Source organism: Pseudomonas sp. JH-2 (genome assembly GCF_036231725.1).
Taxonomy (GTDB): Bacteria; Pseudomonadota; Gammaproteobacteria; order Pseudomonadales; family Pseudomonadaceae; genus Pseudomonas; species Pseudomonas delhiensis.
The window spans coordinates 1-21289 of sequence record NZ_JAZAQP010000067.1; the positions used below are offsets into that span (position 1 = coordinate 1).

Annotated in this window: 20 protein-coding genes; 17 read left to right on the forward strand and 3 right to left on the reverse strand. The window is 69.3% G+C overall.

From position 1 onward, the window contains the following. The first annotated feature begins 468 nt into the window (after window positions 1-468). The 11 genes from VV867_RS28405 (at window position 469) to VV867_RS28455 (ending at window position 11356) form a co-directional block, all read left to right on the forward strand. Window positions 469-1371 carry a VOC family protein gene (locus VV867_RS28405; RefSeq protein ID WP_328568193.1) on the forward strand — a complete coding sequence of 301 codons (903 nt, stop codon included), beginning with the start codon at window positions 469-471 and terminating at the stop codon, window positions 1369-1371. Window positions 1372-1411: 40 nt separating this feature from the next. Continuing rightward, window positions 1412-2293, forward strand: a complete 882-nt coding sequence (locus tag VV867_RS28410) for an alpha/beta fold hydrolase (RefSeq protein WP_328568194.1) — start codon at window positions 1412-1414, stop codon at window positions 2291-2293. Between the two features lie 16 nt (window positions 2294-2309). Further along, window positions 2310-2843, forward strand: coding sequence for a flavin reductase family protein (locus tag VV867_RS28415; protein ID WP_328568195.1), 534 nt, complete (start codon window positions 2310-2312; stop codon window positions 2841-2843). Window positions 2844-2866: 23 nt separating this feature from the next. Next, the gene (locus tag VV867_RS28420) at window positions 2867-4066 is read left to right on the forward strand and encodes an acyl-CoA dehydrogenase family protein (protein WP_328568196.1); all 1200 of its coding nucleotides are present in this window, start codon (window positions 2867-2869) and stop codon (window positions 4064-4066) included. A 46-nt stretch (window positions 4067-4112) separates the two neighbouring features. Further along, the gene (gene dmpE, locus VV867_RS28425; protein ID WP_328568197.1) at window positions 4113-4895 is read left to right on the forward strand and encodes a 2-oxopent-4-enoate hydratase; all 783 of its coding nucleotides are present in this window, start codon (window positions 4113-4115) and stop codon (window positions 4893-4895) included. 28 nt (window positions 4896-4923) lie between these two features. After that, entirely contained in the window at window positions 4924-5838 is a 915-nt protein-coding gene (locus VV867_RS28430) for an acetaldehyde dehydrogenase (acetylating) (RefSeq protein WP_328568198.1), read from the forward strand. Further along, window positions 5835-6854, forward strand: coding sequence for a 4-hydroxy-2-oxovalerate aldolase (dmpG, locus tag VV867_RS28435; RefSeq protein WP_328568199.1), 1020 nt, complete (start codon window positions 5835-5837; stop codon window positions 6852-6854). Before VV867_RS28430 ends, dmpG begins: the two co-directional genes overlap by 4 nt. An 832-nt stretch (window positions 6855-7686) precedes the next feature. Then, entirely contained in the window at window positions 7687-8907 is a 1221-nt protein-coding gene (locus VV867_RS28440) for an acyl-CoA dehydrogenase family protein (RefSeq protein WP_328568200.1), read from the forward strand. Between the two features lie 25 nt (window positions 8908-8932). After that, on the forward strand, window positions 8933-9448 hold the full coding sequence (locus VV867_RS28445; RefSeq protein ID WP_328568201.1) for a flavin reductase family protein: 516 nt from the start codon (window positions 8933-8935) through the stop codon (window positions 9446-9448). Window positions 9449-9485: 37 nt separating this feature from the next. Next, window positions 9486-10418 carry a VOC family protein gene (locus tag VV867_RS28450; RefSeq protein WP_328568202.1) on the forward strand — a complete coding sequence of 311 codons (933 nt, stop codon included), beginning with the start codon at window positions 9486-9488 and terminating at the stop codon, window positions 10416-10418. Between the two features lie 71 nt (window positions 10419-10489). Continuing rightward, window positions 10490-11356, forward strand: a complete 867-nt coding sequence (locus VV867_RS28455; RefSeq protein WP_328568203.1) for a fumarylacetoacetate hydrolase family protein — start codon at window positions 10490-10492, stop codon at window positions 11354-11356. Between the two features lie 55 nt (window positions 11357-11411). On the opposite strand, the gene VV867_RS28460 is transcribed toward VV867_RS28455, so the two are convergent. Next, window positions 11412-12089, reverse strand: coding sequence for a TetR/AcrR family transcriptional regulator (locus tag VV867_RS28460; RefSeq protein WP_328568204.1), 678 nt, complete (start codon window positions 12087-12089; stop codon window positions 11412-11414). Between the two features lie 418 nt (window positions 12090-12507). Here VV867_RS28460 and VV867_RS28465 point away from each other — a divergent pair, with 418 nt between their 5' ends. From VV867_RS28465 to VV867_RS28490, 6 genes are all read left to right on the forward strand, one after another. Beyond that, the gene (locus VV867_RS28465; protein ID WP_328568205.1) at window positions 12508-13038 is read left to right on the forward strand and encodes an RNA polymerase sigma factor; all 531 of its coding nucleotides are present in this window, start codon (window positions 12508-12510) and stop codon (window positions 13036-13038) included. 16 nt (window positions 13039-13054) lie between these two features. Beyond that, window positions 13055-13993, forward strand: coding sequence for a FecR family protein (locus VV867_RS28470; protein ID WP_328568206.1), 939 nt, complete (start codon window positions 13055-13057; stop codon window positions 13991-13993). A 102-nt stretch (window positions 13994-14095) separates the two neighbouring features. Further along, complete coding sequence (locus tag VV867_RS28475) at window positions 14096-16525, forward strand: TonB-dependent receptor (RefSeq protein WP_328568207.1); 2430 nt, start codon at window positions 14096-14098, stop codon at window positions 16523-16525. 86 nt (window positions 16526-16611) lie between these two features. After that, window positions 16612-16881 carry a hypothetical protein gene (locus VV867_RS28480; protein ID WP_328568208.1) on the forward strand — a complete coding sequence of 90 codons (270 nt, stop codon included), beginning with the start codon at window positions 16612-16614 and terminating at the stop codon, window positions 16879-16881. Further along, window positions 16882-17148, forward strand: a complete 267-nt coding sequence (locus VV867_RS28485; protein ID WP_328568209.1) for a hypothetical protein — start codon at window positions 16882-16884, stop codon at window positions 17146-17148. A gap of 18 nt (window positions 17149-17166) precedes the next feature. Beyond that, window positions 17167-18783 carry a PepSY-associated TM helix domain-containing protein gene (locus VV867_RS28490; protein WP_328568210.1) on the forward strand — a complete coding sequence of 539 codons (1617 nt, stop codon included), beginning with the start codon at window positions 17167-17169 and terminating at the stop codon, window positions 18781-18783. 48 nt (window positions 18784-18831) lie between these two features. Here VV867_RS28490 and VV867_RS28495 read toward each other — a convergent pair whose 3' ends face one another. Continuing rightward, window positions 18832-19791, reverse strand: coding sequence for a quinone oxidoreductase family protein (locus tag VV867_RS28495; protein ID WP_328568211.1), 960 nt, complete (start codon window positions 19789-19791; stop codon window positions 18832-18834). Window positions 19792-20039: 248 nt separating this feature from the next. After that, a complete protein-coding gene (locus tag VV867_RS28500) occupies window positions 20040-21287 on the reverse strand; it encodes an MFS transporter (protein ID WP_328568212.1) in 1248 nt (415 codons plus the stop codon). Window positions 21288-21289: the final 2 nt, after the last annotated feature.

Here is a 21289-nt window from a genome sequence, read left to right on the forward strand (position 1 = left end):
TTTACGGCTCATGAATGACTCCTCTATTCAGTGGATTTTCCACCTATCGAGGTGTCCGAGGAAATTGAACCACCACAGCCTCCTCTCGGCACGGACTAGCCCCCTCTCCCTTCAGGGAGAGGGCTGGGGAGAGGGAGCGGACTCAATCCTCGTGCCATAGCCTAGGGTTCGCGAGCAAGCTCGCTCCTACGAAAACCCCCACCTGCAAAAAATCTCAACCGCCCACTCCCCCTCCCCCCGCCTTTTTCACCAAAACCATCACTTCACCTCCGCACCAAACCCATCCACCCCAAAATAAACCCCTTAAAAATCAACAAATAACAAACAAAACAACCACCCACCCAATCCCCCCTGGCACGCCCATTGCCCCTCTACCCCCAGATGCCGCCGGCATCGAATTTTTCTCCAACAACAAGAAACCCGGCCGCCGCACCGATGACGCGCACGGCCGGAACGGAGGGCAAGCACATGGCCGAGATCTCGAATCTCGCATACGTGGTTTTCAACGCCAGCGACCTGGATGCCTGGGAGGCGTTCGCCACCGGCATCCTCGGGCTGCAGGTCGGCAACCGTAGCGCGCAGGCCCTGCACCTGCGCATGGACGAGCGCGAGCACCGGCTGATCTTCGAGCACGGCAACGCCGACGACATCGTGGCGCTGGGCTGGGAGTTCGACACCAGCGGCGAACTGGGCGCCTACGTCGACGGGCTGCGGGAGCGGGACGTGCAGGTGAACGAGGCCGACGACGCGCTGCGCCGGGCGCGCAAGGTGGAGCGCCTGTACTACTGCGTCGACCCCATCGGCCTGCGCCACGAGTTCAGCTACGGCCCGCAGCAGGCGCCGCTGTCGGCGCCCTTCCATTCGCCGCTGCTGGTCGGCGGCGGCTTCCAGACCGGCGAGCTGGGCGTGGGCCACGTGTTCGTCGCCGCGCTGGATGCCGAGGAGTCGGTGCGCTTCTACACCGAGCAGCTGGGCCTGCGCATCTCCGACTACATCCGCGACTCGCACAGCATCCCCGGCCTGGCCATCGACGGCGTGTTCATGCACACCCGCACCGGCCGCCACCACTCCCTCGCCACCGCGGCCATCCCGTCGGCGAAGAAGCTCAACCACCTGATGATCGAGGTGCAGGCCCTGGACGACGTCGGCCTGGCCTTCGACCGCGTCCGCGCCGCCCAGGTGCCGGTGATCATGGAGATCGGCCACCACCCCAACGACCGCATGCTGTCGTTCTACGTCGCCACGCCCTCGGGCTTCGGCATCGAGTACGGCTGGGGCGGCGTGGTCATCGACGACGCCAACTGGACGGTGCGCAACTACAGCCAGCTCAGCGACTGGGGCCACCGCTTCGCCCTGCCACCGGCGCAGTAAAGCCAGCCTCCCATCCCCCTCTTCAAAGGAGTCAATCGACATGAGCCTGTGGCTTGATTTTCTCGGTGCGCAAATCCGCTTCATCGACACCCCCAGCTTCGGCAGCATTCGCATCGCCGAGGCCGGCAAGGGCAACCCCGAGGCGCTGCTGCTGATGCACGGCATCGGCGGGCACATCGAGGCCTACGCGAAGAACGTCGTGGCCCTGGCCGACAGCTTCCACGTGGTGGCGCTGGACTTCGTCGGCCATGGCCTGTCGGCCAAGCGCACCGACGTCGACTACATCCCCTCCACCTACGCCGCGCTGCTGGGCGAGGTCATGGACGTGCTCGGCATCGCCAGCGCCCACGTCTCCGGCGAGTCCCTCGGCGGCTGGGTCGCCGGGCTGTTCGCCGCACGCAACCCACAGCGGGTCAAGCGCCTGGTGCTCAACACCGCCGGCGGCATCCCGGTGGTCAGCGAAAAGGGCCGCCAGGACCTGCGCGACCTCGATGCGCTGAACAAGAAGAACTTCGGCAAGGCGCCCTCGGTGGACTCGGTGCGCCAGCGCATGCAGTGGCTGATGCACGAGTCCAACTGGCACCTGCTGGACGACGAGCTGATCGGCAGCCGCCTGGCCCTGTACACCCGCCCGGACTTCCAGAAGTCGGCGCCGCTGATGTTCGGCATGCTCGAACGGGTGGACGAGCTGGTGCAGCGCGGCGAGATGCTGCCGGTGGAACAGCTGCAATGCGACACCCTGTTCCTCTGGACGCGGCACAACCCCATCCACGACCTGCCCGCCGCCGAGGCCGCCTGCGCGCGCAACCCCAGGGCGCAGCTGTACGTGATGCAGGCCGAGGCCGCGCACTGGCCGCAGTACGAGGCGCCGGAGGAATTCAACCGGGTGATGCGCAGCTTCCTGCGCACGGGCGAGGTGTGAGATGGGCGGCCTGGCCTTGAAAGCCCCCGCCCCGGCGCCGGCCACCCCCGGCGTCGACGCCCAGGCCTTCCGCGGCGGCATGCGCCGCCTGGCCGGCGCGGTGTGCATCCTCACCCTGCGCAAGGGCGAGCTGCGCGCCGGGCTGACCGCCACGGCGGTGGTCTCGGTCTCGGCCGAGCCGCCACGCCTGCTGGTGTGCATCAACCGCAACGTCTTCGCCCACCGCCTGCTGGAGGTCGGCGCGGCGCTGTGCGTGAACGTCCTGCACGAAAGCAACCTGCAGGTGGCGCAGAGCTTCGCCGGGATGCTCGAAGGCGTCGACGGCGAGCAGCGCTTCCGCCACGGCGCCTGGCGCGACGCCGAGGACGACGGCGCGCCGCGGCTGGAGGACGCCCTCACCGCCTTCCAGTGCCGGGTGGTCGAGCTGATCGATGCCTCCAGCCACAGCATGGTGCTCTGCGAGGTGCGCCAGGTGCACCTGCCGGCCCATGCCGAGGCCGCCCCGCTGCTGTATTTCGACGGCCGCTTCGCCGGCCTCGACACCCTTTGAACGACGACCAGGAGAACAACAAGATGGGTCAGATCGAACATGTCATCACTGCCCCCAGCGCCGAAGAACTGATCGCCCGCGCCCAGGCCATGGTGCCCTGGCTGCGCGAGCAGGCCGAGGCGGTGGAAGAGGCGCGCAGCGTCCCCGCCGCGACCATCCAGGCCTTCAAGGACGCCGGTTTCTTCCGCATCCTGCAGCCGGCCCGCTGGGGCGGCTACGCGATGTCCCCGGAGGTGTTCTACCGGGTGCTCATGGAACTGGGCCGCGGCTGCCCGTCCAGCGCCTGGAACATGATGATCCTCGGCATCCACCAGTGGGAGTTCGGCAAGTTCGACTCGCGCGCCGGCGACGAAGTCTGGGGCGAGGACCCGGCCATCCTGGTGGCTTCCTCCTACGCGCCCTGCGGCAAGGTGACCCGGGTCCCCGGCGGCTGGCGCATCAGCGGCCAGTGGCCGACCTCCAGCGGCTCGGAGCACGCCACCGGCGGCGCCTTCCTCGGCGGCCGGGTGCTGGACGAGCAGGGCAACATCGTCGACCTGCGCGCCTTCCTGGTGCGCCGCGAGGACTACGAGTTGCTCGACGACTGGTACGCCGTCGGCCTGGCCGGCACCGGCAGCCGCTCGCTGCGCCTGCGCGACGACACCTTCGTGCCCGAGCACCGCTCCCACAGCATCGTCGACTACCGGCTGGGCGACACCGCCGCCAGCTACCGCCTGCCGTTCAACCAGATCTTCTACGGCTCGGTCTCGGCGGTGATCGTCGGCTTCGCCAACGGCATGGTCGACCTGTTCGTCGAGCACATGGCGCCGCGGCAGAACATCTTCGTGCCCGGCTCGCCAGCGCAGAACCCCTTCGTCCAGGAAAAACTCGGCAACGCCGTGCTGCTGATCCGCTCGGCGCGCGCCCGGGTGCTGCAGTGCATCCAGGAATCCATGGGCTACGCCGAGCGCAACCAGCCGGTGCCGCTGGACCTGCGCGTGCACTACTTCCTCGACAACCAAGGCGTGGCCCGCGACTGCTTCGGCGCGGCGCACATGATCTTCAAGAAGAGCAGCGCCCGCGGCGTGTTCCTCAAGAACCCGCTGCAGCGCCAGCTGCGCGCCCTGCTGGTGGCGGCCAACCACATCACCCAGAACGAGGACGACACCTCGGCCATGCTCGGCGCCTACCTGCTGGGCCAGGGCGTGCCGCCGGGCGTCTTCGAGCTGCCCGCCACCCACTGACCGCCGTGCGCGCCGGCCGGCGCGCACCGCCTTGCGGAGTACCCCGATGAACGATTCACAGATCCACGCCGCCGGCCAGGCCCTGCACGAGGCCTGGCGAACCCGGCGGCCAATGGAGCCGCTGACGGCGCAATGCCCTGGGCTGAGCCTCGACGACGCCTACCGCATCCAGCAGGTCTTCGTCGACCTGCGCCTGGAGGCCGGCGAGCGCGTGGTGGGCAAGAAGATCGGCGTCACCAGCCGGCCGGTGATGGAGATGCTCAAGGTCTACCAGCCCGACTTCGGCTACCTGCTCGACGGCATGTGCCGGCCCTCCTACGCGCCCATCGCCCTCGACGGCCTGATCCAGCCCAAGGCCGAGGGCGAGCTGGCCTTCGTGCTGAAGAAGGACCTGCTCGGCCCCGGCATCAGCAATGCCGACGTGCTGGCCGCCACCGAGGGCGTGATGGCCTGCTTCGAGATCGTCGACTCGCGCATCCGCGACTGGAAGATCGCCATCCAGGACACCGTCGCCGACAACGCCTCCTGCGGCCTGTTCGTGCTCGGCGAGCGCCTGGTGGACCCGCGCAGCCTGGACCTGAGCCTGTGCGGCATGGTGCTGGAGAAGAACGGCGAGGTGGCGGTGACCGGCGCCGGCGCCGCGGCCCTGGGCCACCCGGTCAACGCGGTGGCCTGGCTGGCCAACACCCTCGGCCGCTTCGGCATCCCCCTCAAGGCCGGCGAGGTGATCCTCTCCGGCGCCCTTGGGGCGATGGTCCCGGTGGCCCGTGGCGACTTCCTGCGGGTGAGCATCGGCGGCGTCGGCCACTGCTCGCTGCGCTTCGACTGACGGCCGCGGCCGTCCCAAGGATTCGACAATGCAAAAGATAAAGTGCGCGCTGATCGGGCCGGGCAACATCGGCACCGACCTGCTCTACAAGCTCAAGCGCAGCGAACGGCTGGAACCGGTCTGGATGGTCGGCGTGGACGCCGCCTCCGAGGGCCTGGCGCGGGCCCGCGAACTGGGCCTGAAGACCACCGCCGACGGCATCGACGGCCTGCTGCCGCACGTGCTGGACGACGACATCCGCATCGCCTTCGACGCCACCTCCGCCTACGTGCACGCCGAGCACAGCCGCAAGCTGAACGCCGCCGGGGTGCTGGTGATCGACCTCACCCCGGCCGCCATCGGGCCCTTCTGCGTGCCGCCGGTCAACCTCGGCGAGCAGCTCGGGCGCGGCGAGATGAACGTCAACATGGTCACCTGCGGCGGCCAGGCGACCATTCCCATGGTCGCCGCGGTGTCTCGGGTGCAGCCGGTGCGCTACGCCGAGATCGTCGCCACCGTGGCCAGCAGGTCGGTGGGCCCCGGCACGCGCAAGAACATCGACGAGTTCACCCGCACCACCGCCGCCGCCATCGAGCAGGTCGGCGGCGCCCGCCAGGGCAAGGCGATCATCGTCATCAACCCCGCCGAGCCGCCGCTGATCATGCGCGACACCGTGCACTGCCTGGTGGACGGCGAGCCCGACCAGGCCGCCATCGCCGCCTCGGTCGAGGCGATGATCGCCGAGGTGCGCCGCTACGTGCCCGGCTACCGCCTGGTCAACGGCCCGGTGTTCGACGGCGAGCGCGTCTCGCTGTACCTGGAGGTCGAGGGCCTGGGCGACTACCTGCCGACCTACGCCGGCAACCTCGACATCATGACCGCCGCCGCCGCGCGCACCGCCGAGCTGTTCGCCGAAGCGCTGGGCGAAGGCCGCCTCGACCGCACCCCGAAGGAGCCCGCATGAACCTTTCCGGCACGAGCATCCGCATCCACGACATGACCCTGCGCGACGGCATGCACCCCAAGCGCCACCAGATCAGCCTGGCGCAGATGCGCAGCATCGCCTGCGGCCTGGATGATGCCGGGGTGCCGCTGATCGAGGTCACCCACGGCGACGGCCTGGGCGGCGCCTCGGTCAACTACGGCTTCCCGGCACACAGCGACGAGGAGTACCTGCAGGCGGTGGTGCCGCTGATGAAGCAGGCCAGGGTCTCGGCCCTGCTGCTGCCCGGCATCGGCACCGTCGAGCACCTGCGCATGGCCCACGCCAACGGCGTGAGCTGCCTGCGCGTGGCCACCCACTGCACCGAGGCGGACGTCGCCGAGCAGCACATCGGCATGGCCAGGAAGCTCGGCCTGGACAGCGTCGGCTTCCTGATGATGGCGCACATGAACAGCCCCGAAGGCCTGGCCGAACAGGCCAAGCTGATGGAGAGCTACGGCGCCAACTGCATCTACATCACCGACTCCGCCGGGCACCTGCTGCCGGACACGGTGAAGGCCCGCATCGCCGCGGTGCGCGAGGCGCTGGACGACGCTACCGAGATCGGCTTCCACGGCCACCACAACCTGGCCATGGGCGTGGCCAACTCCATCGCCGCCATCGAGGCCGGCGCCACCCGCATCGACGCCGCCGCCGCGGGCCTGGGCGCCGGCGCCGGCAACACCCCGCTGGAAGTGCTGGTGGCGGTGTGCGAGCTGATGGGCATCCACACCGGCATCGACCTGTTCAAGGCCCAGGACGTGGCCGAGGACCGGGTGGTGCCGATCATGGACTTCCCCATCCGCATCGGCCGCGACGCCCTGACCCTGGGCTACGCCGGGGTCTACGGCTCCTTCCTGCTGTTCGCCCGCCGCGCCGCGGAGAAATACGGCGTCCCGGCCCGCGACATCCTGGTGGAAATGGGCCGCCGCGGCATGGTCGGCGGGCAGGAGGACATGGTGGAGGACACGGCGCTGACACTGGCGCGGGGGCGCTAGGCAGGGGGGGGTTCGTAGGAGCGGGCTTGCTCGCGAACCGTGTTCACCGGTGGCTTCGGCGTTTCGGTCTGGCGCCTTTCCCTCTCCCTAACCCTCTCCCTGAAGGGAGAGGGGACCGTTGGGCAGACGCGGATGTTCTGGAGTCAGCCGGCAGCACCTAGAGCTGCCGGCTGGTACCAGATCCGCTCTCGGCACGGACAAGCCCCCTCTCTCGCTTGCGGGAGAGGGGGCCGTTGGGCAGACGCGGATGTTCTGGAGTCAGCCGGCAGCACCTAGAGCTGCCGGCTGGAACCGGATCCGCTCTCGGCACGGACAAGCCCCCTCTCCCGCTTGCGGGAGAGGGGGCCGTTGGGCAGACGCGGATGTTTCTGGAGTCAGCCGGCAGCACCTAGAGCTACCGGCTGGCACCGGATCCTCTCTCGGCACGGACAAGCCCCCTCTCCCGCTTGCGGGAAAGGGGGCCGTTGGGCAGACGCGGATGTTTCTGGAGTCAGCCGGCAGCACCTAGAGCTGCCGGCTGGAACCGGATCCGCTCTCGGCACGGACAAGCCCCCTCTCCCGCTTGCGGGAGAGGGCTGGGGAGAGGGAGCGGATTCAACCCCCGCGCCACGGCCAAGGGTTCGCGAGCAAGCTCGCGCCTACAGTCCCCCGCCCTACGGGCACCGGATGGCTTTACGCGGCTGGAAGCCCCTCCTGGCCAGCGGTCTTTTTCACCCAAATTTAGTTTTTGAATATCTTTCAAAAATGATGATAGTATCAATTCAACCTCCCCCCTCGGCTCGGTTCGGGGAGGCAACGCCTTGAGAACAATCAACAAGACAAAGGTACCCCCATGAGCACCATCGCCCATGCCGAAAAACCCCTCGCTATCGACCGCAGCGCCGCCGGCCTGCGTGCCTATGCCACGTCCCTGATCCCCACCCTGAAGGCCCGCGCCAAGGAAACCGCGCGCCTCGGCCGGCTGCCCGCCGAGACCATCGCCGACCTCGAGGCCGGTGGCCTGCTGAGCATGACCACCCCGCGCAAGTACGGCGGCGAGCCGGTGTCGGTGCGCACCTTCCTGGAAGTGGTCGCCGAACTGGGCCGGGCCGATGCCTCGGTGGCCTGGGTCACCGCCCTGACCAACGTCAGCACCTGGAGCGCCGCGACCTTCCTCGGCGAGCAGGGCGCCGCCGAAGTGTTCGGCGACGGCCCCAAGGCCCGCGTCGTCGGCGTGCTCTCCCCGCGCAAGGCGGTGGTGAAGAAGGTCGAGGGCGGCTACCTGATCGAGGAAGGCCTGTGGGGCTTCAACTCCGGCGTCTACCACGCCAACTGGGACCTGCTGGGCATCCCCATCGTCGATGCCGCCGGCAACGTGATCGACCAGGGCGTGGCGCTGATCCCCACCTCGCAGGTGAAGATCCTCGACGACTGGAACGTCATCGGCATCTCCGGCAGCGGCAGCTCCAGCGTCTCGGTGAGCAACGTCTTCGTGCCGGAATCGCGGGTCTCCTCCGTCAGCAGGGCCATCGGCGGCGACTACCCGTCCAGGCACCTGGCGCAGGAGCCGCTGTACAGCGTGGCCTGCATGCCGATGCTGGCGATCATCCTGGTCTTCCCGGCCCTGGGCCTGGGCGTCGGCGCCCTGGAGGCCTTCCTCGAAGGCCTGCCGCGCCGCGGCATCCAGTACACCTGGTACACCAAGCAGGCCGAGGCGCCGGTCACCCACCTGATGGTCGGCGAGGCCTCGGCCAAGATCGAGGCGGCCCGCGCCATCCTGGAGAAGCACGCCGACGCCATGGACGCCTGCGCCCGCGCCGGCCAGTACATGGAGTTCCGCGACCGCGCCAGGGTGCGCCGCGACGTCGGCTTCGCCGAGAAGCTGATCTGGGAAGCCGTGGACATGCTGGCCACCGCCTCCGGCGGCTCCCTGGCGGCGGTGGGCAACCCCTTCAACCGCCTCTGGCAGGACGCGCGCATCGCCTCGCTGCACGGCATCGTCTGCCCGGCCACCAACTTCGAGACCTACGGCCGGATCCTCTGCGGCATGGAACCGGGCACGCCCTTCATCTGACCCCGCGTCCAGCCAGGAGAAGCCCATGGACATGCAGACAACGGCACTCGATGCCAAGCGCTTCCGCCGGGTGATGGGCAAGTTCGCCACCGGCGTCACCGTCATCACCTACCAGCACGAAGGGCAGCCGGCGGGCATGACCGCCAACGCCTTCATGTCGCTCTCGGTAGACCCGCCGATGGTGCTGGTGTCGATCCGCCGGGAGTCGCGCTTCGCCAGCAGCGTCAAGCCCGGCGACGGCTTCGGCATCGCCTTCCTGCGCGAGGAGCACGAGGCGCTGAGCCGGCACTTCGGCGGCCGCCCGGACCCGGCGCACGCGGTCGAGTTCGCCAGCCACGGCGGCACGCCGACCCTGCGCGGCGCGCTGGTGCAGCTGGTGGTGCGCGCCAACGCCGTGCACCCCGGCGGCGACCACCTGATCTACACGGCCGACGTCGAGGCCGTGGAAGAGTCGGACGGCCCGCCGCTGCTGTTCTATTCCGGCACCTACAAGCAGCTGCATGCCCTGGACCCGAACCATTGCTGGCACGACTTCGGCTGAACCAACCCTTCCCGAACAACAACAAGAGTGCACAACCATGATCAGCGTGCGCGACATCGCCTACGTTCGCTACCAGGTCCCCGACCTGGATACCCAGGCCGCATTCCTCCAGGACTTCGGCATGCAACTGCACCGCCGCACCGAGACCGCCCTGTACATGGGCTCCCACTCCGGCGGCTACCCCCTGCACATATCCCAGCTCGGCCCGCGCCAGGCCCTGGGCGTGGGCTTCATCGCCCAGTCGCCGGACGACCTGCAGCGCATCGCCGCCGAGTTCGGCACCCCGGTGCGCGCCAATGACGAACTGGGCGCCGGCTCCATCGTCAGCATCACCGACCCCGACGGCTTCCGCGTCGACCTGCTGCACGGCGGCGAAGACCTGGTCCGGCCCCTCCCCACCCGGGCCGCGCTGCGCCTGAACAACGCCCAGCAGCATGTCCGCACCGGCCAGACCTCGCGGGTGCCGGCCGGCCCCTCGCACGTCATGCGCCTGGGCCACGTGGTGCTCAAGACCGTCGACTTCCAGGCCATGATGGACTTCTACCAGGGCGTGCTGGGCCTGCGCATCTCCGACAGCTACTACGCCGGGGAGCCGCAGAACACGATCGGCGCCTTCCTCCACTGCGGCCTGGGCGAGCGCTACACCGACCACCACACCGTGGCGCTGATCAACATCGGCAGTCAGGCGCGCGACTTCGACCACAGCGCCTTCGAGGTGCTGGACTGGGACGACCTGGTGCGCGGCAACCAGCACCTGGCCAGCCAGGGCCACAAGCACTCCTGGGGCATCGGCCGGCACGTGCAGGGCAGCCAGGTGTTCGACTACTGGCGCGACCCCTTCGGCAACAAGATCGAGCACTGGACCGACGGCGACCTGGTCAACGACGCCACCCCCACCACCCACGAGCCGTTCAGCCCGGACGCCCTGGCGCAATGGGCGCCGCCGCTGACCCCGGACTTCCTGGACTGAGCCACGCCCGAGCGACGACGCCGCGCCCGGCCAGGGGCCGGGCGCGGCCACCCACGACAAGAGGAAACCCCATGAAACTCGCACGCTACAGCCACAACGGCCGGACCTCCCTGGGCAAGGTGGAGGGCCAGTACCTGATCGACCTGTCCGAAGTGCTGCCCGCCGATGCCCGCGACGTCGCCGACATCATCGCCTCGCCCGCGATCCTGGAAGCCGCGCGCGCCCTGCCGGGCCACGCCGGCAACAGCCTGCCCCTGGAAGCGGTGCGCCTGGGCGCGCCCATCCTGCGCCCGTCCAAGTTCATGGCCCTGGGCATGAACTACAAGGACCACGAAGCCGAGGCGCGCCGCGCCGGCGTGCCCATCCCCACCTCCCAGGTGTGGTTCAGCAAGCAGGTCTCCTGCATCACCGGCCCCTACGACGACGTGCACTACCCCGCCGTGTGCGAGCGCATGGACTACGAGGCCGAGCTGGGCGTGGTGATCGGTAAGCCGGGCCGCTACATAGACGAAGAACAGGCCCTGGAGCACGTCGCCGGCTACTTCGTGGCCAACGACGTCAGCGCCCGCGACTGGCAGGCCAAGAGCCCGACCTGGACCCTCGGCAAGTCCTTCGACACCCACGGCCCGATCGGCCCGTGGATCGTCACCGCCGACGAGATCCGCGACCCGCAGGCGCTGAACATCCGCCTGCAGGTCAACGGCGAGACGCGCCAGGAATCCTCCACCGCGAAGATGACCTACAGCATCGCCCAGCAGATCGCCTACCTCAGCCAGGTCATGACCCTGCAGCCGGGCGACATCCTGATCACCGGCACCCCGGCCGGCATCGGCCTGGCCATGGACCCGCCGCGCTTCCTCGCCGTCGGCGACGTGATGCGCGTGGAGATCGACGGCATCGGCCACATCGAGAACCGCGTGGTCGCCGAACCCCGCTGACCCCGCCCCACCCCGCTCGGCCACAAGCCGCGCGGGGTTCTCCACCTCTCCGGCCTCAGGCGCCGGAACCCGCCTCCAGAGGCCGGTGCGCCACCCGCCCGGCCTGCGCCTTGTCCACGCCCAGCCCCAGCAGGAAGAACGCCACCGCGCCATCGATGGCCGCTGCGGGCCGGTCGCCTTCGAGTATCTGCCGCAGCAGGTAGAGGCAGCCGCCGATGATGCAGTCAGCCGCGGCCTCCGCATCGGCCAGCGCAAACGCCCCCTGCTGCGCGCCGCTGCGCAGGTCCCGCACCAGGCGGCTGCCCAGGGTGGCGCCGAGGTCGTTGATGCTGTGCGCCGAGTGGATGAAGAACCAGCCCCACATCGGGTCCTGCAGCGCGTGGCGCAGGGTGCGGCGGATGTTGTGGCCCACCCGCTCGACGATGTCGTGGCTGTTCGAGGCCTCGGCGTCCAGCAGGTCGGCCAGCGCCAGGGCGTCCTCGATGAACACCGCGCGGGCGATCTCTTCCTTGCTGGTGAAGTAGTTGTAGAACGAGCCCAGGGACAGCTCGGCGCGCTCGGTGATCTCGCCGATGGCGGTGGCGTCGATGCCCTGCCGGCCCATGACCTCGCGCGCCGCGCGGATGAGCTTGGCGCGGGTGCGCGAGCGGGCCTTGGCGTTGCGCGTGGGCGAACCTCCGGGGGCCTCCCCGTCGGCGGCCCCGGAGGGGGGTTGCGGCTTTCTGCTCGACATGCGCTGTCCTTCGATCACACCTGTGCGGCCCGCCACCCGGGTGGGCCTTCGCGAAGGCGTACTCTACAGCAGTCGGGCGCCGGTCGAGCGATTGTCGGCCGGGTGTTTCCACCTGGCGGTGCGGAACCAGCGGCCGCCCTGCCCGCTCGCGCGCGCAGGGCGGTGGCAGGGCCCCAGCGCACCCCGGTGCTGCGCAGCGCCGAGGGCGTGAAGTCGGCCGGCGTTGTAGAGCCAGGCCATGCGCGGACTGATGCAAGGTCAAACCCGTCGCGGCGGCCACGGCCGCGCCCCGCCTCTGCAACCGGCCCATCACGCGATGCAATACCCTGCCATTAGCCAATTATTGTCAATTGAGAATAGTTCAGATTACCGCTAATCTGTCGCCGGGCTTTCCGCAGGTCTGGACCTCATTCGGGCGATGTCGTCGCAACTTTCTTCCCTACTGGCCGTGTTCATCGCCGAGCGCCGCAACCTCGTCCGCTACCTGACGGGGCGCACCGGCTGCCGGGCCACCGCCGACGATCTGATGCAGGAGGCCTGGCTCAAACTGCACCGCCTGCAATCCGCCGAGCCCGTCGCCAACCCGCAGGCCTACCTGCGGCGGATGACGGCGAACCTGGCCATTGACGACGCCCGGGCGAACGCCCGCCGCCTGCTGGACCCAATGGAGATAGAAATGCTCCTGGAAGTGCCCGACGAGGCCCCCAACGCAGAGCAGATCACCTCCGATCACCAGCAACTGCAGCGCCTGATGGAAATACTCGACGAGCTGCCCCAACGCCGCCGCGAACTGTTCGTGGCCGCGCGGCTCGAGGGGCTGCCGCACAAGGCCCTGGCCCAGCGCTTCGGCGTCAGCCTGAGGACCGTCGAACTGGAGGTCCGGCGCGCCCTGGACTATTGCGCCGCCCGCCTGCAGCAACTGAGCGGCGAGACCGAGCAGCAGCGCTGAGATACAGTATCCGCCCATGACTTCCCCCACCGTTCCAGACCCGCTCGAGTTGACCCGGCAAGCCAACGCCTGGGTGGTACGCCTCACCTCCGGCGAAGCCACCGTCGAGGACGCCCGCGCGCTGCGCGAATGGTGCGCCCGCAGCCCGGAACACAACCGGGCCTACCAGGACGCCGCGCGCCTGTGGAAACAACTGGGCCGCCTCCCCACGGAACCCCGCCTGCGGGCCCACCGTGGCCGTTATCTGCGCGCCGGGCTGGCGGCCTGCGCCGTGCTGTTCCTGGGCCTGGCCTGGCTGCAGCTGGACCAGGACATCGGCAGCCGACTCGTGGCTTCCGACTACCGCACGGGCACGGCCGAACGGCGCGAAATCGTCCTCGAAGACGGCAGCCGGGTCGAGCTGGATGCCCGCACCCGCCTGGATGTGGACTACAGCGCCACGCGCCGGCGCATCGTACTCGCCGACGGTGCCGCGGTGTTCCATGTACGCCACGATGCCTCCCGCCCCTTCGTGGTCGAGGCCGACAATGGCAGCGTCACTGCCCTGGGTACCGTGTTCGAGGTACGCCACCAGGCGTCCTCGGTGCGGGTCGTCTGCAGCGAAGGCGTGGTCGCAGTGCGCCAGGCCAGCCAGCAGCCACTGCGCCTGGAGGCCGGCCAGCAGATGCGCTACGACGACAACCACAGCGACACGCCACAGCCGGTCGACAGCACCGAGGCCCTGGCCTGGCGCACGGACCTGCTGGTCTTCAAGCAGCGCCCGCTGGCGGAACTGGTGGAAGAACTCAACCGCTACCGTCACGGCCGCATCATCCTCGCCAGCGACGCCGCCGCCCGGCGTCCGGTCAGCGGCGTATTCCACCTGCAGCGTACCGACGAGGCACTGGAACATATCCGCAGCAGCCTCGGGCTGACGGCGACCTACCTCCCCGGCAACTGGGTCGTACTGCGCTAGAAAAAAACCTGGGTCCACATTGCGGATCGGGCTTTCGAGAAGCGTCTATCGAACAGGAATGCTTTTCATCCGCACCTGTCGATGATCACCCGGGGAGAATACATGCCACATCCACTGCCGCTCAGAATCCGCCTGGCGGGCCCGATCCTGCTCGCCTGCTCGACCCTGCTGGTCGATACCGGTGCCGCCCAGGCCAGCGAAACCAGCGCCGAACGCAATGAGCTGGTGCGCTACGACATCCCGGCCCAGGAGCTGGACAGTGCCCTGACCGCATACGGCATCGCCAGTGGCGTCCAGGTCCTCTACGACGCGGGCCTGACCCAGGGCCGCCGCTCGCAGGCGGTCAATGGCCGGATGGAGCCGCAGCAGGCCCTGCGCATCCTGCTGGAGGGAACCGGCCTGGGTTCGCGCTTCACCGGCGAGCGCACCGTCACCCTGGAGGCGGCCCCGGCGACGGGCAACGACGAACTGGCGCTCGCGCCCATGATCATCCACGGCGAGAAGATCGAGCGCGACCTGCAGCAAACCACCTCCAGCGTGGCCGTGGTCGACGGGAACCGGATCGACCAGGCACGCCTGCAGAGCCTGCCGGATACCTTTCGCATGATGGCCAACGTGCGCGATGCCGACTTCGTCGACTCCGGCTTCATCATCCGCGGCATCAACTCCGAAGGCGTCGGCGGCCCGGCCGGCCGGCCGTTGGCCACCCTCTACGTCGACGGCGTGGCGCAGACCATGCAGGGCGCGCGCCGCGGCGCCCTCGGCCTGTGGGACGTGGAACAGGTGGAAGTGCTGCGCGGCCCACAGTCCACGCTCAGCGGGCGCAACGCCCTGGCCGGCTCGATCCGCATCGAAACCAAGGACCCGACCTACGCCTGGGAAGGGGCCGTGCGCGGCACCACCGGCCAGCTCGACACCCGCGGCTATGCCGCGGTGGTCTCCGGCCCGCTGGTGGAGGACAGGCTGGCCTTCCGCCTGGCCGCCGAGCGCAGCCATGCCGACGGCGGTATCGACTACCCCTTCTTTGACGGCATGCCGCGCCTGGACGAGCGCGAGAACGACGACTACTGGCAGGTACGCGGCAAATTGCTGTTCGAGCCGCATGGCCCCGGCGATACCCGCATCCTGCTCAGCCACTCGAAAAGCTACGACTCGCCGGCCTATTCCGACGTCGATGGCCCCAGCGCCGGGGTCGACTACTTCGACCGCGAGTGGGGCAACCAGCCCTCGCCCCAGTACTCCGCGCGCCTGAGCGAGGCCCGCAGCACCCTCAACTACAACACCGCCCTGGAAATCACCCAGCCGCTGGCCGAGGGCCTGGAGCTGACCTCGCTGACCACCCACGTGAAGACCCGGACCAGCCGTCCGTCGGTGGACCTGGGCTTCGACGGCGACTTCGACGAGCAGCAGACCGCCCAGGAACTGCGCCTGAACTGGAACAACCCGCAATACCAGGCGGTGGCCGGCCTCTACGTCAACACCGGCGAGGACAAGAGCCAGGCCCGGCGGAACATTCCCGGCGAACTGCTCGGGATTCCCGGGCTGACCCTGGAAACCCAGGACCGCAGCAAGACCAAGGTGGACAACTACGCGCTGTTCGGCGAGATGGACTGGCACCTGGACGAACGCTGGACGCTGATCGGCGGCCTGCGCTACGACTACGAGGCGCAGGACTTCCAGTCCTCCGGCGCCCAGCAGCTGCTGTTCGGCGGTTTCCCGCTGGACGCCAGCAGCACCGCCAGCGATGGCGACACCCACTACGACGCGTGGCTGCCCAAGCTCGGCGTGCAGTACCAGATCGACGCCAGCCAGAATGTCGGTTTCACCATCCAGCGTGCCTACCGCGCCGGCGGCACCGCGACCAACACCCTGACCAACGAGGTGTACGACTACGACCCCGAGTACGCCTGGAACTACGAGCTGTCCTACCGCTCGCTGTGGTTCGAGGACCGCCTGCGCCTGAATGCCAACCTGTTCTACCTGGACTGGGACGACCAGCAGGTCAACCTGCCGCAGATGCCCGGCGACTTCACCAGCGACGTGGTGATCAATGCCGGCAAGTCGCACGTTACCGGCTTCGAGATCGAGCTGGGCATGCAACCGCTGGCCGGGCTGGACACCTTCGCCTCCCTGGGCATGGCCAAGACCGAGTTCGACGATTTCAGCTTCGTGCAGAACGGCCAGGCCCTGGACCTGTCCGGCAAGGCCTTCCCCCAGGCGCCGGAATGGACCGCGGCGCTCGGCGCGGACTACCAGCATGCCAGCGGCTGGTTCATCGGCGGCGACCTCAAGTACACCGGCACCACCACCTCGCGCTCGCTGCTCGAAGGCCTGGAGGAGGACCGCCTGCCGGCCTACACCCTGCTCAACCTGCGCACCGGCTATGCCGCCGAGCAGTGGCGCCTTACCTTGTGGGCCAACAACGTCACGGACGAGGAATACTACCTCTACCGCTCCGAAGCGCCCGGCTACCAGATCGCCGCGATCGGCCGCGAGCGGGTGGTCGGCGCCACGCTCGACCTGAGCTTCTGAGCACGCGGCAGGCAGCCCGGCACCCGCCGGGCTGCCTGCCGCGCGTGGCGCGCAAGGCGCCCCCCTTCTTAATGGCGAAATGCTCGATGGCCGTCGACACCCTCTATTCCAGCGCAGGGTTCCTGCTGGTTTCCCTGGGAGCGCTGTTCCTCTACCTGGGCTCGGAGCACCAGCGGCTGTTGCGCAGGCGGCCCAGGCCGGCGGCGGTCCTGTTGCCCGGCGCGGTGTGCCTGTTCGCTGGAACCGCAGCCTGGACGCTGGCATGGGGCGCCCTGGTGGGCGGGTTGCTGGCGCTCGCGGTATGGATGCTGGTAAGCGTTGCCCTGCCCTGCCTTCTGGCAGGAAGGAGGCCCTAGGTGTCCTATCGCTCCCAGGCGCTCGCCAGCACCTTCCTCGGCACGCCGCTGACGCTGACCTTGTGCGCGCTGTATGCCGAGTACGGGCCGGGGCTGCCCTACACCAATGCGGTGGTCGCCGTCTTCCTGCTGGCGCCGGTCTGGTGCGCGGTCATGATCTGGGGGCTCAAGCGCGCGACTCCCCGCGCCGCCTGGATGGGCCTGGGCGGCGCCCTGGCGCTTGCCGGTGGATGCCTTTTCATTGCCCGTCACCTGGCCGGAGGTTGAGCAGTGGCCAGATCGCGGATGTTCTCGCCCCAGACCCTCAAGCGTTTCACTTCCGTGCACAGCTGGATCGGCATCGTCACCGGCATGGCGCTTTTCATCGCCTTCTATGCCGGAGCGATCACCCTGTATGCACAGGCGCTGCAACAGTGGGCCAATCCCGAGCTGCGGCAATCGAGCGGGACGATGGCACAGCTGGACAGGCTGGTCCTGGCGGTAGCGGCCGAGCCCGCCAGTGGCGGCTATTTCTCGGTATCCCTCGGCGAAGGCGAAAGGCTCTCGGCCAGCTACTTCGAAGGCAACGACCGCTCGCGCCCCCGGCAGACGCGCGTCCTCGACGAGCGCATGACCATGGTGCCGCGCCAGACGATTTCCGAGATCGGGCATTTCATCAATCGGATCCACTTCACCCTGGGGCTGCCGTTCGTTGCCGGCTTCCTCCTGATGGGGCTGGTCAGCCTGGTGTATTTCCTGGCCCTGGCAACGGGCGTGCTGATCCACCTGCCGCGCTTGCTGGCGGACCTCTACGCCCTGCGCATCGGCAGGAACCTGAAAAGATTCTGGCTGGATGCGCACAATGCCGTCGGCGTGCTGTCGCTGCCGTTCCACCTGATGTTCGCCTTCACCGGCTTCCTGTTTTCCGCCTTCCTGGTCATGCCGGGGTTGCTGGCGACGCTGACGCCGACGCCCGCGGCGTCGGCGGCCTACCAGGCCGAGGGGCGTTTCGGGGCGAGCAAGGGCGCGGGCGGCATCGTCGGCGACAGGGCTCCCGGCCCTGCCGTCGCCATGCTGCCGGCCAGCCGGCTGGTCAGCCTCGCCCGTGGCCGGGTCGAGGGTTTCCAGCCAACCGGCATTACCTACAGCGCCTATGGCAGCGCAAATGCCAGCGCCAAGGTCCTGGGGCACTTCCGCACGGCGCTGAGCGCCCAGGGCTCTGTCATGGTTTCGCCCATCACCGGCGAAATCCTGAAGGTCGACGCGCCGGGGGAACGCAGCACCGGCCTGGCGCTGGAGAACGGCTTCCTGTCCCTGCACGTCGGCGAGTTCGGCGGGGAGACCATGCGTGCCCTGTATTTTCTGCTCGGGCTCGCCGGCGCTTTCCTGTTCTTCTCGGGCAACCTGCTGTGGATCGAAACCCGGCGGCGGCACCGGCAGGCTGGGCAACCCCGGAGCGCCGTGGCCATGGCCCGGCTCACCCTGGGTGTCTGCCTGGGTTGTTGCCTGGGCATCGGTTTCGCGCTGCTGGGCAACCGGCTGCTGGTGGCCGGTGTCGTCACGCGGGAAGCGCTGGAAGAGAACCTGTATTTCATCGGCTTCTTCGGTTCCCTGATGTGGGCCCTGGCGCGGCCACCGAGCCGGGCGGGGGTGGAACTGCCGTTCGCTTGCGCCGCCGTCTACGCCGCGCTGCCGGTGCTGAACGCGGTGCTGACACGGGAAAACCTGCTGGTGGCGATCCACGAGCGGCTCTGGGGAGTGGCGTCGATCGACCTGATACTGGCCGGCCTGGCCGTGTCGTTCGGCTGGGCTGGCCGCGCGGCCTGGCGCCGCGCGCATTTCGGCCCGCCGAACAGCGTCTGGGCGCATCCCCGGCCGGCAGCCGCTGCCGAGCGCAGGCCGGGCGAAGAACAGGGTTCGTGAGATTGCAGGGAGGCGGCCGCGCCCTGCCCCAGCGCGGCCGCCGGCAGGTCACAGGGTGAAGACGATGCGCTCGGCGGCGTTGCGCTGCCAGGCCGACTCGACCTCGCTCAGCGGCACCGCCTCGGCGTCCACCTTCAGCCCGGCCGGCTCGATGGCCTGCAGCAGTTGGCCGACCACCTTCACCAGGCCTTCGTTGGACACGCTGCCCAGGCCGCTGCCGAGCAGTTCCAGGCCGGAACTGCGCAGCGCGCCGGGGCTCATCGGGATGCTCGCCCCGGCGAGCGAGCCGATGTTGACGAAGCGCAGGCGCGGCGCGGCCATGCCGCTGCCGTGGCTGACCACGGCGTCGAGGATGCAGGCCGCCGGCGGGCCCCACAGGTAGTCGAGCACCACGTCGATGCCGCGGCCCTGGATTTCCTCGCGAAAGGCGGCGGTCAGCTGCTCGGCCGGCTGGTCGAGGCGGATGAAGTCGTCCGCGCCCAGGGCGCGCAGTTCCGCTTCCACCGCCGGGTTGCGCGCGGTGGCCACCACGCGGGACGCCCCCAGGTGCTTGGCCACCTGGATGGCCAGGCGCCCGGAGACGCCGGCGGCGCCGTTGACCAGCACGCTCTCGCCGGGCTTGAAGTGCGCGCGCTCCTGCAGCGCCGCCCAGGACGACATGCCGGGGTTGGCGATGGCCGCCGCGGTGATGTCGTCGACGCCCTCGGGGATGGCCACGCACTGGCGCGCATCCACCGCCACCACCTCGGCCATGGCTCCGATGGGCGCGCGGGGGAAGGCGAAGTACACGCGGCTGCCGTCTTCCAGCAGGCCGACGCCATCGGCGCCGGGCACCACCGGCAGGGTCTTGCCGCTGCTGTAGTGCTTGCCGCTGGCCTGGGCGCGCACCAGTTGGCTGAGCGCGGCGGCGCGCACGCGCACCAGCACCTCGCCGGCGGCGGCCTGCGGCGCGTCTATCTCGCCGTAGCGCGGCGGCTGGTCGAAGGAATGGACGATGGCGGCTTTCATTGCGGGTTTCTCCAAGGCACAAAACAGCGATTCTCGCCCGGCCAGCCCCGTGGCGCCAGCCATGCGGGCCCGGCGAAGACCGGGCGGCGCCGGCTCGTGACCGACGCCGCCCGAGCCCGGCGCGAGGGAAGAACGCCGCCGGGCGCGGGTAGCGCCGGCGGCGGCATGCGCATCCGGCGCATGACGAAAACGAAGCCGGGACGGCAGGCCCGGCCTCGTCGTGCCGACCTCCTGTCGGCACTATCGCTTCAGGCCACCTCCCCGCCCTGCCCGGCCGGCAGCCCGCGGCGCAGCGGCGCGGTCTCGCGCAGCAGGCAGGCGACCAGCAGGCCCAGCGCCACGCCACCCAGGGCCAGGTAGAGGGTGTACTGGATGCCGTGGTGCTGGGCGATGTAGCCGGCCAGCGCCGGGGCCACGCCGCCGCCGAACACCTCGCCTATGCCCACCACCAGGCCGGTGGCGGTGGATACCAGGGGCAGCGGCACCGACTCGCCGGTGAGCGGGCCGACGGTCATGCAGATCATGCTGAAGTTGAAGAAGGTGGTGAGGAACAGCAGGGCGAACAGCACCAGCGGCTCGGCCCCGGTGTGCATCAGCAGCCAGATGCAGGTGCCGGTGGCGACGAAGCTGCCCAGCACCACCGGCTTGCGCCCCAGGCGGTCGGACAGCCCCGGCAGCACCAGTTGGCCGATGAAGCCGCCGAGGCCGATGGCGGACATGACGAAGCCCATCTGCTGCACGCCCAGGTGCAGGTAGTCGGTGAGGTAGTTGGGCATCATCACGCTGAGCACGAACAGGCTGGTGAGCATGCAGAACATGCCGAGGATGTTCAGCGGCACGTTGCGGTAGCGCAGCGCGTCCAGCCAGCGGCCCTGCTCCGGTTCCTGCGCCTGGGCGGGCGCCGCCGCGCGGGTCTCGCGCAGGCTGCGGTACATCCACCAGGCGAGCAGGAAGCCGGGCAGCGAGACCACCGCGAACACCCAGCGCCAGGACGGCAGCACCAGCAGCAGTTGGGTAGCGAGGATGGGCGCCAGGCCCAGGCCGAGGATCGGGAAGAAGGCCTGCTGGATGCCGATGTTCAGCCCGCGCCGCGACGGCTGCGAGGACTCCGCGGTGGCGGCGATGGCGGTGGGCGTGAAGGCGCCTTCGGAAACGCCCATCACCGCGCGGATCAGCAGCAGCGCGGCGACGCCGTTGGCCAGCCCGGACAACCCGGCCAGCAGGGAGAACAGCAGCACCGCGGGGATCAGCACCTTGCGCCGGCCGATGCGGTCGGACAGCCGGCCCATGAAGATCGAGGAAATCCCCCAGGCGATGGCGAGGACCGCCGAGATGTTGCCCAGGTCCTGGTAGTCCAGCTGCAGCTCGCTCATCATCACCGGGAACAGCGGCAGGATGATGAAGCGGTCCAGGCCGACCAGGCCGAAGCCCAGGGCGAGCATGGCGACGGCGGTGTATTCGTAGCGCGCATTCCACTTCTTGTCGTTGTTGTGCATGG

Coding starts and splice junctions, on each gene's coding strand:
- VV867_RS28410 (WP_328568194.1), top strand. CDS start 1,412: ATGAGCCTGTGGCTTGATTTTCTCGGTGCGCAAATCCGCTTCATCGAC.
- VV867_RS28405 (WP_328568193.1), top strand. CDS start 469: ATGGCCGAGATCTCGAATCTCGCATACGTGGTTTTCAACGCCAGCGAC.
- dmpG (WP_328568199.1), top strand. CDS start 5,835: ATGAACCTTTCCGGCACGAGCATCCGCATCCACGACATGACCCTGCGC.
- dmpE (WP_328568197.1), top strand. CDS start 4,113: ATGAACGATTCACAGATCCACGCCGCCGGCCAGGCCCTGCACGAGGCC.
- VV867_RS28465 (WP_328568205.1), top strand. CDS start 12,508: ATGTCGTCGCAACTTTCTTCCCTACTGGCCGTGTTCATCGCCGAGCGC.
- VV867_RS28475 (WP_328568207.1), top strand. CDS start 14,096: ATGCCACATCCACTGCCGCTCAGAATCCGCCTGGCGGGCCCGATCCTG.
- VV867_RS28440 (WP_328568200.1), top strand. CDS start 7,687: ATGAGCACCATCGCCCATGCCGAAAAACCCCTCGCTATCGACCGCAGC.
- VV867_RS28470 (WP_328568206.1), top strand. CDS start 13,055: ATGACTTCCCCCACCGTTCCAGACCCGCTCGAGTTGACCCGGCAAGCC.
- VV867_RS28450 (WP_328568202.1), top strand. CDS start 9,486: ATGATCAGCGTGCGCGACATCGCCTACGTTCGCTACCAGGTCCCCGAC.
- VV867_RS28495 (WP_328568211.1), bottom strand. CDS start 19,791: ATGAAAGCCGCCATCGTCCATTCCTTCGACCAGCCGCCGCGCTACGGC.
- VV867_RS28430 (WP_328568198.1), top strand. CDS start 4,924: ATGCAAAAGATAAAGTGCGCGCTGATCGGGCCGGGCAACATCGGCACC.
- VV867_RS28500 (WP_328568212.1), bottom strand. CDS start 21,287: ATGCACAACAACGACAAGAAGTGGAATGCGCGCTACGAATACACCGCC.
- VV867_RS28490 (WP_328568210.1), top strand. CDS start 17,167: ATGTTCTCGCCCCAGACCCTCAAGCGTTTCACTTCCGTGCACAGCTGG.
- VV867_RS28445 (WP_328568201.1), top strand. CDS start 8,933: ATGGACATGCAGACAACGGCACTCGATGCCAAGCGCTTCCGCCGGGTG.
- VV867_RS28420 (WP_328568196.1), top strand. CDS start 2,867: ATGGGTCAGATCGAACATGTCATCACTGCCCCCAGCGCCGAAGAACTG.
- VV867_RS28455 (WP_328568203.1), top strand. CDS start 10,490: ATGAAACTCGCACGCTACAGCCACAACGGCCGGACCTCCCTGGGCAAG.
- VV867_RS28480 (WP_328568208.1), top strand. CDS start 16,612: ATGGCCGTCGACACCCTCTATTCCAGCGCAGGGTTCCTGCTGGTTTCC.
- VV867_RS28460 (WP_328568204.1), bottom strand. CDS start 12,089: ATGTCGAGCAGAAAGCCGCAACCCCCCTCCGGGGCCGCCGACGGGGAG.